This is a genomic window from Colwellia sp. M166, from assembly GCF_024585285.1.
Classification (GTDB): domain Bacteria; phylum Pseudomonadota; class Gammaproteobacteria; order Enterobacterales; family Alteromonadaceae; genus Cognaticolwellia.
In genome coordinates, this window is record NZ_CP040755.1 from 952,197 (window position 1) to 965,898 (window position 13,702).

The 13,702-nt window shown below is 37.7% G+C and carries 11 protein-coding genes and 1 pseudogene; 7 read left to right on the forward strand and 5 right to left on the reverse strand.

What is annotated here, in order from left to right:
* Positions 1 to 55: 55 nt before the first annotated feature.
* The 4 genes from soxC to FGD67_RS04380 all read left to right on the forward strand — a co-directional run bounded on the left by soxC (position 56) and on the right by FGD67_RS04380 (position 2,867).
* On the forward strand, positions 56 to 1,330 hold the full coding sequence (soxC, locus tag FGD67_RS04365; protein ID WP_257173857.1) for a sulfite dehydrogenase: 1,275 nt from the start codon (positions 56 to 58) through the stop codon (positions 1,328 to 1,330).
* Positions 1,331 to 1,346: 16 nt separating this feature from the next.
* The gene (locus FGD67_RS04370; RefSeq protein ID WP_257173858.1) at positions 1,347 to 1,877 is read left to right on the forward strand and encodes a c-type cytochrome; all 531 of its coding nucleotides are present in this window, start codon (positions 1,347 to 1,349) and stop codon (positions 1,875 to 1,877) included.
* Between the two features lie 182 nt (positions 1,878 to 2,059).
* Positions 2,060 to 2,347, forward strand: coding sequence for a hypothetical protein (locus tag FGD67_RS04375; RefSeq protein WP_257173859.1), 288 nt, complete (start codon positions 2,060 to 2,062; stop codon positions 2,345 to 2,347).
* Positions 2,348 to 2,471: 124 nt separating this feature from the next.
* Positions 2,472 to 2,867 carry a metalloregulator ArsR/SmtB family transcription factor gene (locus FGD67_RS04380; protein ID WP_257173860.1) on the forward strand — a complete coding sequence of 132 codons (396 nt, stop codon included), beginning with the start codon at positions 2,472 to 2,474 and terminating at the stop codon, positions 2,865 to 2,867.
* A 479-nt stretch (positions 2,868 to 3,346) separates the two neighbouring features.
* On the opposite strand, the pseudogene FGD67_RS04385 reads toward FGD67_RS04380, so the two are convergent.
* From FGD67_RS04385 to FGD67_RS04395, 3 genes and pseudogenes are all read right to left on the reverse strand, one after another.
* Positions 3,347 to 4,587 (reverse strand): annotated as a pseudogene (locus FGD67_RS04385) (transposase).
* Between the two features lie 440 nt (positions 4,588 to 5,027).
* Positions 5,028 to 5,813: an oxidoreductase gene (locus FGD67_RS04390; protein ID WP_257173861.1), complete on the reverse strand. Its 786-nt coding sequence runs from the start codon at positions 5,811 to 5,813 to the stop codon at positions 5,028 to 5,030.
* 95 nt (positions 5,814 to 5,908) lie between these two features.
* Positions 5,909 to 7,240, reverse strand: a complete 1,332-nt coding sequence (locus FGD67_RS04395) for an aldehyde dehydrogenase (protein ID WP_257173862.1) — start codon at positions 7,238 to 7,240, stop codon at positions 5,909 to 5,911.
* Between the two features lie 149 nt (positions 7,241 to 7,389).
* Between FGD67_RS04395 and FGD67_RS04400 the strand changes: the two genes are divergently transcribed.
* From FGD67_RS04400 to FGD67_RS04410, 3 genes are all read left to right on the forward strand, one after another.
* Positions 7,390 to 7,746, forward strand: coding sequence for a helix-turn-helix domain-containing protein (locus tag FGD67_RS04400; protein ID WP_257173863.1), 357 nt, complete (start codon positions 7,390 to 7,392; stop codon positions 7,744 to 7,746).
* Between the two features lie 275 nt (positions 7,747 to 8,021).
* On the forward strand, positions 8,022 to 9,614 hold the full coding sequence (locus tag FGD67_RS04405; protein ID WP_257173864.1) for an ABC-F family ATPase: 1,593 nt from the start codon (positions 8,022 to 8,024) through the stop codon (positions 9,612 to 9,614).
* Between the two features lie 137 nt (positions 9,615 to 9,751).
* Positions 9,752 to 10,606 carry a 23S rRNA (adenine(2030)-N(6))-methyltransferase RlmJ gene (locus FGD67_RS04410; protein WP_257173865.1) on the forward strand — a complete coding sequence of 285 codons (855 nt, stop codon included), beginning with the start codon at positions 9,752 to 9,754 and terminating at the stop codon, positions 10,604 to 10,606.
* Between the two features lie 23 nt (positions 10,607 to 10,629).
* Here the strand turns inward: FGD67_RS04410 and FGD67_RS04415 are convergent, their stop codons facing one another.
* Together FGD67_RS04415 and FGD67_RS04420 are read right to left on the reverse strand one after the other, a co-directional pair.
* Positions 10,630 to 11,088, reverse strand: a complete 459-nt coding sequence (locus FGD67_RS04415) for a hypothetical protein (protein ID WP_257173866.1) — start codon at positions 11,086 to 11,088, stop codon at positions 10,630 to 10,632.
* Complete coding sequence (locus FGD67_RS04420) at positions 11,085 to 13,550, reverse strand: winged helix-turn-helix domain-containing protein (RefSeq protein ID WP_257173867.1); 2,466 nt, start codon at positions 13,548 to 13,550, stop codon at positions 11,085 to 11,087. Before FGD67_RS04420 ends, FGD67_RS04415 begins: the two co-directional genes overlap by 4 nt.
* Between the last annotated feature and the right edge of the window lie 152 nt (positions 13,551 to 13,702).

A 13,702-nucleotide genomic window follows, 5' to 3' on the forward strand; every position in this document is an offset into this window, starting at 1 on the left:
CGAGGGATAATTACCTTTTTATTTTGAGTTGTTAAAATCCCAGAGAGAGAGAGTAATGGATATCAAAAAAACTAAGTTAAATGAAAATTATGATATTAATCGAAGAAAATTCTTATTTGGCGGTGCGACTCTAGCATCTGTTGCTGTGACTTCTGCATTATCATTTAAGTCTAAAGCTGAAACGCTATCTTTAGATATACCGCAGCATATGCAAACACCTGGTACTCAAAGTGCAGAGTATGGGGTGCCCTCAAAATATGAAGTCGATGTAAAGCGCAAGATGGAAAATTTTTATCAATCTGCCATTTTTACTGGCGGGTTAACACCTTTAGACAAGCTAAATGGGGTGATAACACCGAGTGGTTTACATTTCAGTATCCATCATAATGGCATTCCTGAAATAAGTTCAGAGAAGCATGAGTTACTGGTTCATGGTCATGTAGATAAGGCACTTAAATGGAGCGTGAATACACTCTTAAACTACCCTATGGTAAGTAAAATACAATTTCTTGAGTGTGCCGGAAATTCGGCAGCAAACGCGGTTGCTGATAGTCCAGTTGATGGATCTTGTACATCAATTCACGGGCAGGTTTCCTGTTCTGAGTGGACCGGAGTTCCTCTAAAGTACCTACTTGATGAGGTTGGAGTAAAGCCAAATGGAAAGTGGGTTATGTGCGAAGGGGCTGATGGCGGAAGCCATGTCAGGAATGTACCACTACAAAAATTGTATGATGATGCGATTATTGCGCTTTATCAAAATGGCGAGAGAGTTCGACCTGATCAAGGTTATCCGATGCGTCTTTTTTTACCTGGCTATGAGGGGAATATGAACGTTAAATGGATCCATAGAATGGAGATCTCTGATATACCTTCTCAAAGTAAGGATGAACAATCTTTATACGCTGAGTACACTCGAGATAATAAACTTCATCAATTTACTTTTCATATGGAAGTAAAATCCATTATTACAAAGCCATCAGGTCAGCAACAATTGCCAAATAAAGGCCTGTATGAAATTTCTGGATTAGCATGGTCTGGTCGAGGAAAAATTAAAATGGTCGAAATTTCCGTTGACGGAGGAAAAAATTGGCAAGTAGCAGAGCTTGAGGGTTTTACTATGGACAAGTCCTTCACTCGTTTTCGTATACCTTGGCAGTGGCGTGGCGAAAAATCTATTCTGATGAGTAGAGCTACTGATGAGTTTGGCAATAGACAGCCCACGCGTTCTGAATGGAAATCGAAGTTTTCCGATTTCACAATTAATCATTTCAATGCCATAAATGCTTGGGAAATTTCCAAAAACGGTAAAGTGAGTAATACTTATGTTTAGAATATGTATTTTTCTAATGATAACAATGACTTTTATGCTGAAAAGCTTCGCAGTTGAGAACATTAAAATTGTTACCGATGGTGGCCAGCCTATCTCCGAAAAAGAGCTATCAAAATGGCAGTATACGATATACCCAGATGGCAGGAATTTGCCTGAAGGAGAAGGCACTGCTCTTCAAGGAAAAGCAATTTATAATGCTCAGTGCATGGCGTGTCATGGTGAGTCTGGTAATAATGGAATTGGTCCCCGTCTAGTAGGGAAGCAGGGGTATCAAAATAACAGTAAAAATGTGTTAATGACAATGTCTGTTGGTGCTTGGCCTCATGCTACAACAATTTTTGATTATATCCGACGGGCTATGCCTCATTATGCTCCTAAATCTTTAACAGATGAACAAGTTTACGCTTTAACCGCTTATATTTTGAACCTTAATGGGTTAATAGCTAAAGATGAAAAACTGGATAACGTTGCACTATCAAAGATTCAAATGCCAAATGAATCTATCGCGATTAATATGTGGGAGCAAGAGGTTAATACACAAAAATAAAAGTAAAATAACTCTATTTTCTTATTGATAAATCCTCTTAAAAAGCAATTTTAAAATATAGTTGCTTTGTCTTTTAGGTAAACCTTATTTGCAGTGATAAAGTTTACCTCTACTATTTTTCTAGAAATCTGTATTTCATATACTTTAACTTTTTGTCACAAAGTGAACTATGCCACTACACTATGCATCAAGATCAAGTGATAGAGGTTGCTGATGGATTTGATGTAATTGCAGGTTCTTGTTACTGCTGGAATTATCTAACTGCCTATAAAACTCAAGTTTTAACAGTGCAAGGACATCCTGAATTTACCATGCCATTTTTTACGGCTTTTTTAAAAAATATAAAAGAAAAGTTTGATGAGGAGTTAATCAATAAAGCTCAATTTTCACTGCAAGGTAACATTAATAATAAAAAATTTAATCAGTTACTTAACCAATTTATCTATGGAAATATAGGCCTTACATACTAAAGTTCTTACTTTTTTTCACTTTAAAACTCGGACGGATAATTAACTGATAATATTCAATTCAAATATATTATTCGCCGAGATTATATTATTATTGGCTAATAACAGCTTACAGTTAAGGATTACGATGGAAGAAAAGTATATAGATGCGCTAAAGGCATTATCGGAACCTAATCGATTACGATTGTTTTGGCTTTTAGTACATATAGACAAGCGAATTAGCGTTGCGGAAGCGATGGATGTTACGGGTGATACTCAGTATAACGTTTCAAGGAACTTGAAAATGTTATATAAAGCAAGTTTGCTTACCCCTAGAAAGCAAGGGAAGTGGGTCTATTACACTTTAAGTGAACATAAATCTCTGCACTGGAAATCCTTAGTTGAGTCTATTAAATTGATACCGGAAAAGAACTTTTCTGATGTAACCAAACGTTGTTTAAAACGTCTATCTATGCGAGTAAATAACGAATGCGTTATCGGAGCTAACAGCGAAGAATGGCAATTAGCTATGGCTGAAAATTAGAGATCTAGCTTTGATACTTTGGGTAATAGTTTTACTATCAATCTACTATTTCCCAAATAAATGACTAAGCGTAGTAAAATAACTGGTTAAAGGGATTAAAGTCTAGGCATCGCTTCTCGTTCTTGAGTTAAGGTTCAATAACATCAAGGATATGGCAAGCGCCCATTGTCACTTTCAAGACGTATATATTCCTTAACCGGGGCAACAAAAAATCGAAGTGAATGCTAAGAATAGTGGCTCTGAATTTACTAATGTACCTGAATATATCAATCTTGATGATGTTTGCGTAATAGAGGAGTATCGCAAAATCAGAAATGATCACACGTTCAGCTATAGCAACAAGCTTTACTCTACAATCTATAAAAAATTGCATCCGAAATGTAGATTGCATCTAGTTTCTAAATATATTTGAAGTGGCAAAAGTTAGTATTCTAAGATGATCCCCGCAAGCCGCCTCACGCCATGAGGCTTTCAGTCAACTAAATATTTGTAATCAGTGGCGACTTTCTATCATGCAACGCTTGTAAATACTTAGCTTCAGAATACACCTTTAGTGACTTCCAACAACTAAACAATATGCGTTCCATTTAAATGCTAAACTCTTCACAGCGGCTTGATGAGAGCTTCCTTTGGCACGCTGTTGGTTATAATACAGGCCTGCCCAGAACGATCTTGGTACTGATTTTTCAGACCATTCGATGAAGGATTGTCGTAAGAACTTTGAGCATTGCCAACGCCAATGTACCCAACATTTTTTGCCGCTTCTTTCTGTCACTGGCGCTATTCTAGCGTACATTTGAACCTCTGAAGCTGTATTGAATTTGTCTCGATTTTCCCCCATAACAACAAGTAACTTTGGTGCTAAACAAGCTCCAGTTCCTGGCAAAGAGTTGAACAGTTCCGCATCAGGCATTTCTTTATAGATCTTCTCGATTTCAATACCGAAGTCTCGAATTGAACTAATCACCGTTTGGAGCTGTCTTGCAAGTGTGGTACTGAGTAATTCATGTGACTCAAGCACCGCATTATCGTTCGTGAGAACGGTTGACTTTTTGATTAAATCAATTCGTTTTTCAGCTAATGTAACTGCATTGCCACCATGACTATGAAAGAATTTTCTAATGGTGTTTTCATGTGATCTTTGCAACTTTTGTAAGCTCGGCCAACGCATAATGAAATCCATAAATAGCTTTGTATCACGATGAGAAAACCATGTAAGCAATTGAGGATAATACTGTTTTAGCGTATTGATTAATCGATTACTGAAACGACGTCTATCATCTACAAGTCGGCGCCTTTGTTCAACAAGAAAAGAAAGCTTACGCATTGGCTCACTTGCTAATTTTAAAGGCTTAACTTTATTTGGATATTTGATCATAAGATCTAATGCAAACTCCGCATCCGTAGAGTCGTCTTTTGCTCCGCTTGGATAAAATGTTTCTCGATACTTAGCAAGCATTGCAGGATTTACAGGAAAAATAGTGATGAAGTTATATTTTTGGAGAGCATAAACAATCGGCCCTCGACAGAGTTCAACAGCGGCGTGAATATGGCATTTATATTTGTTCCTAAGATCTGTAACCCACTCATCAATAGATTCTGGTGAGCTGTCAATAACAATAAATTTTTTAGAGCCATCAGGACATTGAATACAAACATCATGTTTTTGAGTTGCCCAATCAATTTCAATGTGTAATATAGGATCTTGTTTAATAGTCATGTGTGATCTCCTTATAGTAATGTCAGGAGAAAAAAAAGCTCTTCGAAAGCAATATAGCCAGCAGTTTAGAGCAAGCCCTGAGTATTCGTTTATGAGCTTAGGAGTACCTGCGACATCGAAAGCAAAGCAGGAAACATTAACTGTGTTTTGAGCTTGTTATTCGTATGAAGCAGGCACATGACCTGAACTAGTTAAGTATGGTTTAATTCAGGACTGAAAGACTATAATAAGCATACAGGAGACATACCCTCATCTACCCTTTCGACTGACAACAACGCCCCCAAAGCGGTTATAGTTATTTTTAATAATAAAAATGAAGTACAGCGCTACATCTAAGATGATTTCTCCCCCAAAGCGAGTGAAGTTATAGCCTAATAGCCAAGCTTGCGATATGAAAACGGTTGCAGATAATGCTCTACAACCGTTATCTAAAAAAACACTTATAACTCAAACAGAACATCACTACGGATTATATATTTAATCCCGTCAGTAATCGGTACCGAACTATGAATACAATGTAAAGGGTGCATGCCGTGCGGAAAGCATAATATGCCGCCAGCAGGGGTTCTAATATCTACATTTTTAACCTTGTCATTTCTTGTTGCTGGTTGAGTCGAATCATCAGCATTGACTAAGAAACGTGTTTCACCACCGTGGAAGTCTTCGGTTAAGAAAATTAAAAATGTCATTTGGCTATAACGATCAGGGTAAGCATTAGCAATTAAATCATCATTAATAATACGACTGCCCGGCCAAGAGCCATCTGAGTGTGGTTTGAAGTAGTCTTCGGCGTTATAACGATAAAAACGAAAACGTGCATTGATCCCCAACGCTTTACTGCCACCAAAAATAGCGTGTCTGTCATCCATTAAGTGCGCAATACGTTGCCAAATAATACCATCAGTTTGTTCATCAACTATCCACGTTAAGCTATCATTATGGCGAACACTGCGTGGCAGAGAAACAGCGGCATCGGGTAAAAAACCCAACTGTTCGCTAATACTCACTAGTGTTTCGCACTCTTCTTGCGTCAATACGTTCAGTAACTGAAAGGCTCCGGGCACTTGCGCTAAGTCGTGTCGCTCAACATTGCTGACATCAACATTTTCGCTCAAGTTTGCTGGGTTTACCTTGCGGTTACCCCATGCAGGTAACGCTGGATGCTCAGCTCCGGGCTCTAAAGCGGCAACAAAAAAATCACTTACTGTATCTGTTTTTTGGTTCATATCTTTCTCTATATTTTACTTAGCAGTCATTAAAAATGACTGCTAAGTTTATGTTTCAATTATTTTTCAAGTGGTATTCACGTGATATCAGCGACTTATTTATTGATAACTCTCACTTGAGAAAACTGGCGATGACCGGCAGCAGTGCCATGAAAACCGAAACCACTTTGCTTAGCGCCAACCCAAGGTCCAAGACCTCCAGCGCCTTTATTTATTGCTACCATGCCCGCTTCCATTTGCTCGGCAACATCATTTGCGCCAGCACCACCAAATACCACCGCAGCTAAGCCGTATGGGCTAGCGTTGGCTCGCTCAACCGCTTCAGACAAATGATTAAAGCGACTAATAGCCACTACTGGCCCAAAAGTTTCATCTTGCTCTAACGTCATATTAGGTGTGATACCCGTGACAACCGTCGGTTGTATATAAGGCAACTCGTAATGAGGTTTGCCGAGTAAAAACTTCGCGCCTTTAGCGTTAGCATCTTCTAATTGAGACAAAACATTAGCATGCTGCTTAGGATTAACAATCGGTCCAATATTGACATGTTGTTGATCCCAAGGGCCTGCTTGATAGCGACGTGCTAACGCGACCACTTTCTGCTCAAACTCATCGGCAACACGCTCATCAACATAAACTCGTTCAGTAGATGTGCACATTTGACCGGTATTTTCAAAGGAGCTAGCGACAGCAAACTGAACCGCTTTATCTATATCTGCACTGGCCATAACGATAAGCGGATCATTGCCACCCAACTCCATCACTAAACGCTTAAGCCCTGACGCGGCACTTGCCATAATATGCTTGCCTGCAGCGAGTGAACCGGTGAAAGCAACCATGTTAATGTCGGCATTAACCAAGGCTTTACCTGTTTCTGCATCACCATGTGCAATTTGTAATACATTTTCAGGCAGTACCTGATTCAACGTGCTAACAAAAAGTTCAGCAACCAACGGGGTTTCTTCTGAGGGTTTTAACACCACACTGTTACCCGCAATAAGCGCCGGTAATAATAAATTATTCGCCATCGCCAGTGGATAATTCCACGGAGAAATAACAGCTACTACACCTAAAGGGCGATATTGCATTTCACCCTCACGCCCCATTGATTCGCTCTGCAGTGCTTGCGCTATTTCTTGAGCAAAATAAGCCGTGTTTTGGATAGTGCCACCCACTTCATAACTCGCTCTTCGGTGATCTTTCCCCATTTCTTTACTGATCAATAATGTTAGCTCATCATCTACTGCGTTAAGCGCTTCGTAAGCCTTAACTATTTTTTGTTGGCGCTCACCAAGAGATAAAGCAGACCAAGATTTTTGTGCATTTTTTGCGCGTAAAACTACCGCTGGCATGTCGGCTGGCTCAGTAATGAGCACATCGCCCAGTGGCTTTCTATCGATAGGATTATAAGAGGTGAGCGTTGGCATAATATAGTTTCCTAAAATGGTATTAATACTTATGTGAGCTTACATACCTCACAAAGTGTAAATTGGTTATATGGCTGTATTATGCTAGAGTAGTTAATTAAAGCAACCAGTATACTTTTAGTAACCACCTTAGTTGAAATGTAAATAAAATGAAAAACACAACAAAAACAAATAGTAGTGTGAAAAAAATAAATTTAGAAAGCTGCGAGCAACCTTGCCTCATTGAACGAGGTATGCGAGTTTTAGGCGGGAAGTGGAAAGCGTCTATTTTATGGCATTTAAAAGACGGCCCTGTACGCTTTAACGAATTATCACGCATGTTAGCTGGCGCAAGTAAGAAAATGGTTGATCAGCGATTGAAGGAATTAGAAGCGCAAGGGTTGGTTACTCGGGAAGTCATTAGCGATCGCCCTATTGCCGTTGCCTATGACATAACAGACTTTGGCCGCACCGCATTAGATATTTTAGAGAAACTAAAAGATTGGACTGAAGATAACAACATCTAACCATGGCTCAACATTTTAGTTATGAATCAATCAAGTACTGCCTGCTATTAGCTTATTGCCTTTATCTGATGAAGTAAACTCTGGTATTCAGAGGCATCAGCTTAAATTTACACAACGACAATTTACTTAATCACTAATTCTTCGACCTTATGCACTATCGTTTCATACCAATGTTCATGTATAATCGCGCGCATTATTTTACATTTTTTATAGTTGTTATAGTTATGAGTTAACGCTTCAACTTAACTCATCTAAACACTCGCTACGGAACCTCTATGTTAGCTGCAAACAATATTACCCAACAGTTCGGTGCTAAGCCGTTATTTGAAAACATTTCACAAAAATTTGGCGGTGGAAATCGCTATGGTTTAATCGGCGCTAATGGCTGTGGTAAATCAACCTTTATGAAAATTTTGGGTGGTGATTTAGAGCAAACGTCTGGCAACGTTAATTTAGACCCTAATGAGCGCATTGGCAAATTACGCCAAGACCAGTTTGGCTTCGAAGAGTGTTCAGTGGTTGATACGGTGATCATGGGCCATACCAAGTTATGGGCGATAAAAGAAGAGCGTGACGCTATCTATGCTTTGCCAGAAATGAGCGAAGCTGATGGTATGCGTGCTGGTGATTTAGAAGCTGAGTATGCTGAAATGGATGGTTACAGCGCAGAAAGTCGTGCTGGTGAACTATTAATGGGTGTAGGTATTCCGGTTGATCAACATTACGGTTTAATGAGTGATGTTGCCCCAGGTTGGAAATTGCGTGTACTTTTAGCACAAGCATTGTTTTCTAACAATGATATTTTGTTACTTGATGAGCCAACCAACAACTTGGACATTCACACTATTCAATGGTTAGAAGAAACCTTGAACGAGCGTGACTCAACCATGATCATTATCTCGCATGACCGTCATTTCTTAAACAGTGTTTGTACACATATGGCCGATTTGGATTACGGTGAGTTACGCGTATTCCCAGGTAACTACGACGAATACATGCTTGCTTCTACTCAAGCTAGAGCACAATTGATGGCTGATAATGCCAAGAAGAAAGCCCAAATTGGCGAACTACAAGCCTTCGTTGCCCGCTTCTCAGCCAATGCTTCAAAAGCAAAACAAGCAACATCACGCGCTAAGCAAATCGATAAAATCCAATTAGCTGATGTAAAAGCGTCAAGCCGTGTAAATCCATTTATTCGCTTTGAACAAGAAAAGAAATTATTCCGTAACGCCCTTGTCATGGAAGGCATGAGCAAGAGCTTTGACGACAACAAAGTGCTAAACGATATCAACCTGATGATTGAGGTTGGCGAACGTGTCGCTATTATCGGCCAAAATGGTGTTGGTAAAACTACGTTCTTACGCACTATTATGGGTGAAGCTGACTATAAACCCACATCAGGTTTATACACTTGGTCTGAAAACGTCAACATTGGTTACTACGCACAAGACCATAGTCATGAATTTGAAAATGACATGACGTTATTTGAATGGATGAGCCAATGGCGTCAACCTACTGATGATGAACAAGCGGTTCGTGGTTATTTAGGTCGTTTATTATTCTCTGCTGATGATATTAACAAATCAGTAAAAGTGCTTTCTGGTGGTGAACAAGGTCGTATGTTGTTCGGTAAAATCATGATGCAAAAACCAAACATTTTGGTTATGGATGAACCGACTAACCATATGGATATGGAGTCTATTGAATCATTGAATATGGCGATGGAACAATTTGAAGGCACTATTTTATTCGTCAGTCATGACCGTGAGTTTGTTTCAAGTTTAGCAACACGTATTATTGAATTAGAAACCGGTGGCTACACTGACTTCGCAGGTACTTACGACGAGTACTTAGCGTCACAAGTTTAAATTTTAGCTTCTGTTTAATTTTTACTTAACTTTAGTAATACACCATTAAAATGGCATTATCACTTTTGTAGATAATGCCATTTTAGATTTAAAATTGTTCTTCCCTATTTTTCCCTCTTACTCTTTAAGGAAATAAAGTGCTTAGTTATCGCCATGCCTTTCACGCCGGAAATTTTGCTGATGTTTTAAAACATTCTGTACTGACCTTAGTACTTGAATACATGACCCGAAAAGATAAAGGTTTTTATTATATCGATAGCCATTCAGGCGCGGGCATGTATCAATTAGCTGATGAATACGCACAAAAAACCGGTGAATATAAAGACGGTATTGCAAAATTAATTGAAAATGACGACTTACCTGAAGCCTTACAGCCATATATTGATTTAGTAAAAATCTTGAACGAAAATTCAATAGATGACAATGGTGAAATTACGCTTTACCCTGGCTCACCAGGTATTGCTCGCCAATTTACGCGTCGACAAGACAGTGTGCATTTATTTGAGTTACACCCTACTGACATTGAACATTTAAAAGAATACAGCCAACGTTGGAATAAATCTCACGTTAAACAATCTGACGGGTATCAAGGTGTATTAGGTTTAGTACCACCGCCTAACCGACGTGGCGTAGTATTAATTGATCCCCCATACGAATTAAAAGAAGATTACATTAAAGCCGTTCGTACCATAGTAAATGCTTATAAAAAGTTTGCCACAGGCACTTATATTTTATGGTATCCCGTGGTTAAGCGTGAGTTAGTTGAACAGATGCAAAGCGCCTTTACAAAAAGTGACGTACGTAATGTTCTACAGGTAGAATATTGTCAAAAAACCGATACCCAAGAATACGGTATGACAGGAACCGGCTTATTTATTGTTAATCCACCTTGGCAGTTAACGAAACAGCTAGAAGAGATTTTACCTTATTTAATAGAAAAGTTAGGCAACCAAGAAAGTAACTTTATCTTACAACAATTAATTGCCGAGTAAGTGACTTGAAAATGAAATAGCGATTATTGTACTACAATTCTAGGGTCATAAGGATTAGTAGCACAACCTTCGACATTGACTTCATAGTAGTAATCGCCTTCGTTTTTTATTTTACAACGAACTTTACCATTAGGATCGGCACTATAGGTGCATTTTTTAAAAGGTGATTTATCGGTAAAGTTAATATTAAAACTATCTCCGGTACTTGTTTGCCAAGTAATGTATTTCTCTTTTTTTGAACAAACACATTCAGGATCATTCTTACAAGGGTTTTTATTAGCTGCATATAATATTGCACAGTTATTTTCATTTTTTGAAGGTGTTACTTCAAGCACACAATGCGAAGCAGCATCAACATGAATGATCAATTCTCTATCTTTGGCATTATTTCTCTCAGCAAAGGCCAGCATAGAACAGCTAGTAATAAGCAAGAGTATGCTGCCTCTAATAACTTTTAATAACTTCATTTTTTGAATATTCATTGAATTCCCTTTTTCTTGTGAATAGGTTTAACTAATTTCTGTAACCATAGTTTATAGTCGTAAAACTGCGGATCTGCCAATAAAAGCTTTGATGGATAACCTAACAATATAGCTTTTTCAATAAATAGTTTGATAGCATCAACGTCAAAACAATTTATTGAAACTATCGCTAAATCATAATAAATGTAAGGGTCTTGAATATTATTTGTTAGTACTATTTCTTGGTGAACTTTCGCTTGTTCACACTGTTCTAATTCAGAATAATAACGAGAAATTTGTGCTTGTAAACTAGGATATTTATCGTTAATAAGAGCATTTTTTTGCGCTAATTCAAGCCCTTTTTGATAAGCTAATTTAGCATTAGGTCGTTTATTTTTACTGTATTTGTATGCATCACCTAAATTACCCCAAACAGTGGGATCTAAAGGCGATAACTCTGCACTTTTTAAATACATTTCTGCCGCATTTTCAAACCGTTGCATAAAAAACAGTACCGTTCCTAGGTTTGAATAAGTTACCGAGATAGGCTCAATTGCTAATGATTTAGACCAAGCAACATTAGCCTGTTCAAAGTCTAGCACCATATAATAAACAGCGCCTAAAGCATTAAAAACCATAGCAGTATTTTTATTAATTAAGGTTACTTTGTTAAATTGACTGATCGCTTGTTCATAGCGGCCTGAATAAAACAAAAACAAGCCATAGTCATAGTAGTTTTTCCAATTACCCCGTTCAAGATTAATCGCTTGTTGATATAAGTTTTCAGCTCTGCTTATTTGCCCAAGCTTTGTATACAACTCAGCCAATGAAATAAAAACTTCGCTCGCGTCTGGTTTAATCAGTTTTGCCTTATTTAAATGCTGTTCAGCTTTTTGGTATTGTCCATTCACCCGATAAAGTGTGCCTAGCGCTAACTGTGACTCAAATGACACCATCTCATTACTTGCAATTAACTGACAAACATTTAATCCTTTTTGATATTCATTGGTATCATCGTTAAGTAAATACTTATCTAAATAGATATGACATAGTGCCGAAGATGCCTGCACAAAATCTGGATCTAATTGTAATGCTTTAAGAAATAATTGCTCTGCCTGATATAAAGCTTTAATACTTTTTGAATTTCGATACTTTTCTTTACCTTGTAAATAAGCATCGTAGGCTAAAAAACTTTCAGTCGGCAGATAATTGCTATTATTTAGCGATTTATCACCGACAATAAGCCAATGTAATGCATTAATAATTTTGCGCGATAGTTCGTTATAAAGTAAAACCAATTCATTTGTTGAACCTTTGGACTCGTCAGACCAAACCTGAAAACCTGTTATTACATCGGTCATAACCGTATTTATGATTAATGTTCCGTTAATCGTTTTAGACTTTCCTTCAACAATATATTTCACACCTAATCTATTTTTAATTTGTGTAATGCTTGCTTTCGGTCCTAGAGCATCTATCGCTCTCATTGAAGACACTTTGAACGCAGGCTTTAATGCAACTAAGTTAATGAGTTCTTCTTGTAAGCCTGAGATAAAATATTGTGGATTATTAACCGTATCAGTCGCATGAAAAGATAAAATAGCAACTGCATTTTCAGTAAAATTTGCCTGTGGAGCCTTATCTTCATTTACAGCGTTGATTGGTTGTATGCTACTTTCATTTTCAATTTTCTCAATAAGGTGAGTGGAAACGTAATAAATAACCAATAAAATAATTAAGACAAAAAAGCTATCAATAGCAAATTGGCGATAGATGAATCGATGCTTTTTTGTATTTTCGTGATTAAATTTTTTTCTTATTTTAAATTCTTTTAACCACTGAAAACTGATAACAATGGGAAATCCGACCACTAAACATAAAGCAGCAACTTTTCCGCCCCATGTTGGAACATCAAAAATGGGTAAAATAATTGAAAACACCTGCAGTAATACCCAAGATACAACTAGATATGCCGCACTCGCATTAATTAGACGACTGCTCTTTAATAATGAAAAAGATAATTTCCACTTTTTTTCTGAATCAATAATTTGCCCTGCTTGATCGGCAGGGAAAGGCCAGATGCTGTTCCTTGACTTAGTAATCGTAGGCAGAAGCATACGATAACCTTTACGAGGTATAGTTTGAATATAGGTAGGACACTCTTTGTGATCATCAAGCACATGGCGAATTTCACTAATGATATGAGTTACATTATTTTTTGCCGCATGATTATCACCCCAGCCAAATGATAAAATTTGTTCTCTAGATACAATTTCACCGTTAGTCGATGATAAAAAAAGCAATATTTCCATTGCCTTAGGCGCCAAATGATATCGTTGACCATTTCGAATAATCACCCCAAGATCCGGTTCAATAACAATTGAACCTAATTGAAAGCCTTGATGTAATTCTCCATCGACGCTAAAGCGACTATTAATGCTATCTAATAAAGGTGTTGCTTGTGGTTCATCTCTCGCTGACACGTAATGTTAGCCTTACAAGAAAAGAGCACAGCATGCCTTTGGGCAACTCTTTATTATTGAGTTTAAGGGACAAAAATCACTTATAAGTATTGTTTACAATAGAAAAAATAGCGAATTAGAGTGACCATCAAAACCAGATATAATTGTATTTA

Excerpts from the sequence above, each read along its gene's own strand:
- FGD67_RS04390 (WP_257173861.1), bottom strand. The coding sequence starts at position 5,813 with ATGAACCAAAAAACAGATACAGTAAGTGATTTTTTTGTTGCCGCTTTA.
- FGD67_RS04400 (WP_257173863.1), top strand. The coding sequence starts at position 7,390 with ATGAAAAACACAACAAAAACAAATAGTAGTGTGAAAAAAATAAATTTA.
- FGD67_RS04370 (WP_257173858.1), top strand. The coding sequence starts at position 1,347 with ATGATAACAATGACTTTTATGCTGAAAAGCTTCGCAGTTGAGAACATT.
- FGD67_RS04375 (WP_257173859.1), top strand. The coding sequence starts at position 2,060 with ATGCATCAAGATCAAGTGATAGAGGTTGCTGATGGATTTGATGTAATT.
- FGD67_RS04380 (WP_257173860.1), top strand. The coding sequence starts at position 2,472 with ATGGAAGAAAAGTATATAGATGCGCTAAAGGCATTATCGGAACCTAAT.
- FGD67_RS04395 (WP_257173862.1), bottom strand. The coding sequence starts at position 7,240 with ATGCCAACGCTCACCTCTTATAATCCTATCGATAGAAAGCCACTGGGC.
- FGD67_RS04415 (WP_257173866.1), bottom strand. The coding sequence starts at position 11,088 with ATGAATATTCAAAAAATGAAGTTATTAAAAGTTATTAGAGGCAGCATA.
- soxC (WP_257173857.1), top strand. The coding sequence starts at position 56 with ATGGATATCAAAAAAACTAAGTTAAATGAAAATTATGATATTAATCGA.
- FGD67_RS04405 (WP_257173864.1), top strand. The coding sequence starts at position 8,022 with ATGTTAGCTGCAAACAATATTACCCAACAGTTCGGTGCTAAGCCGTTA.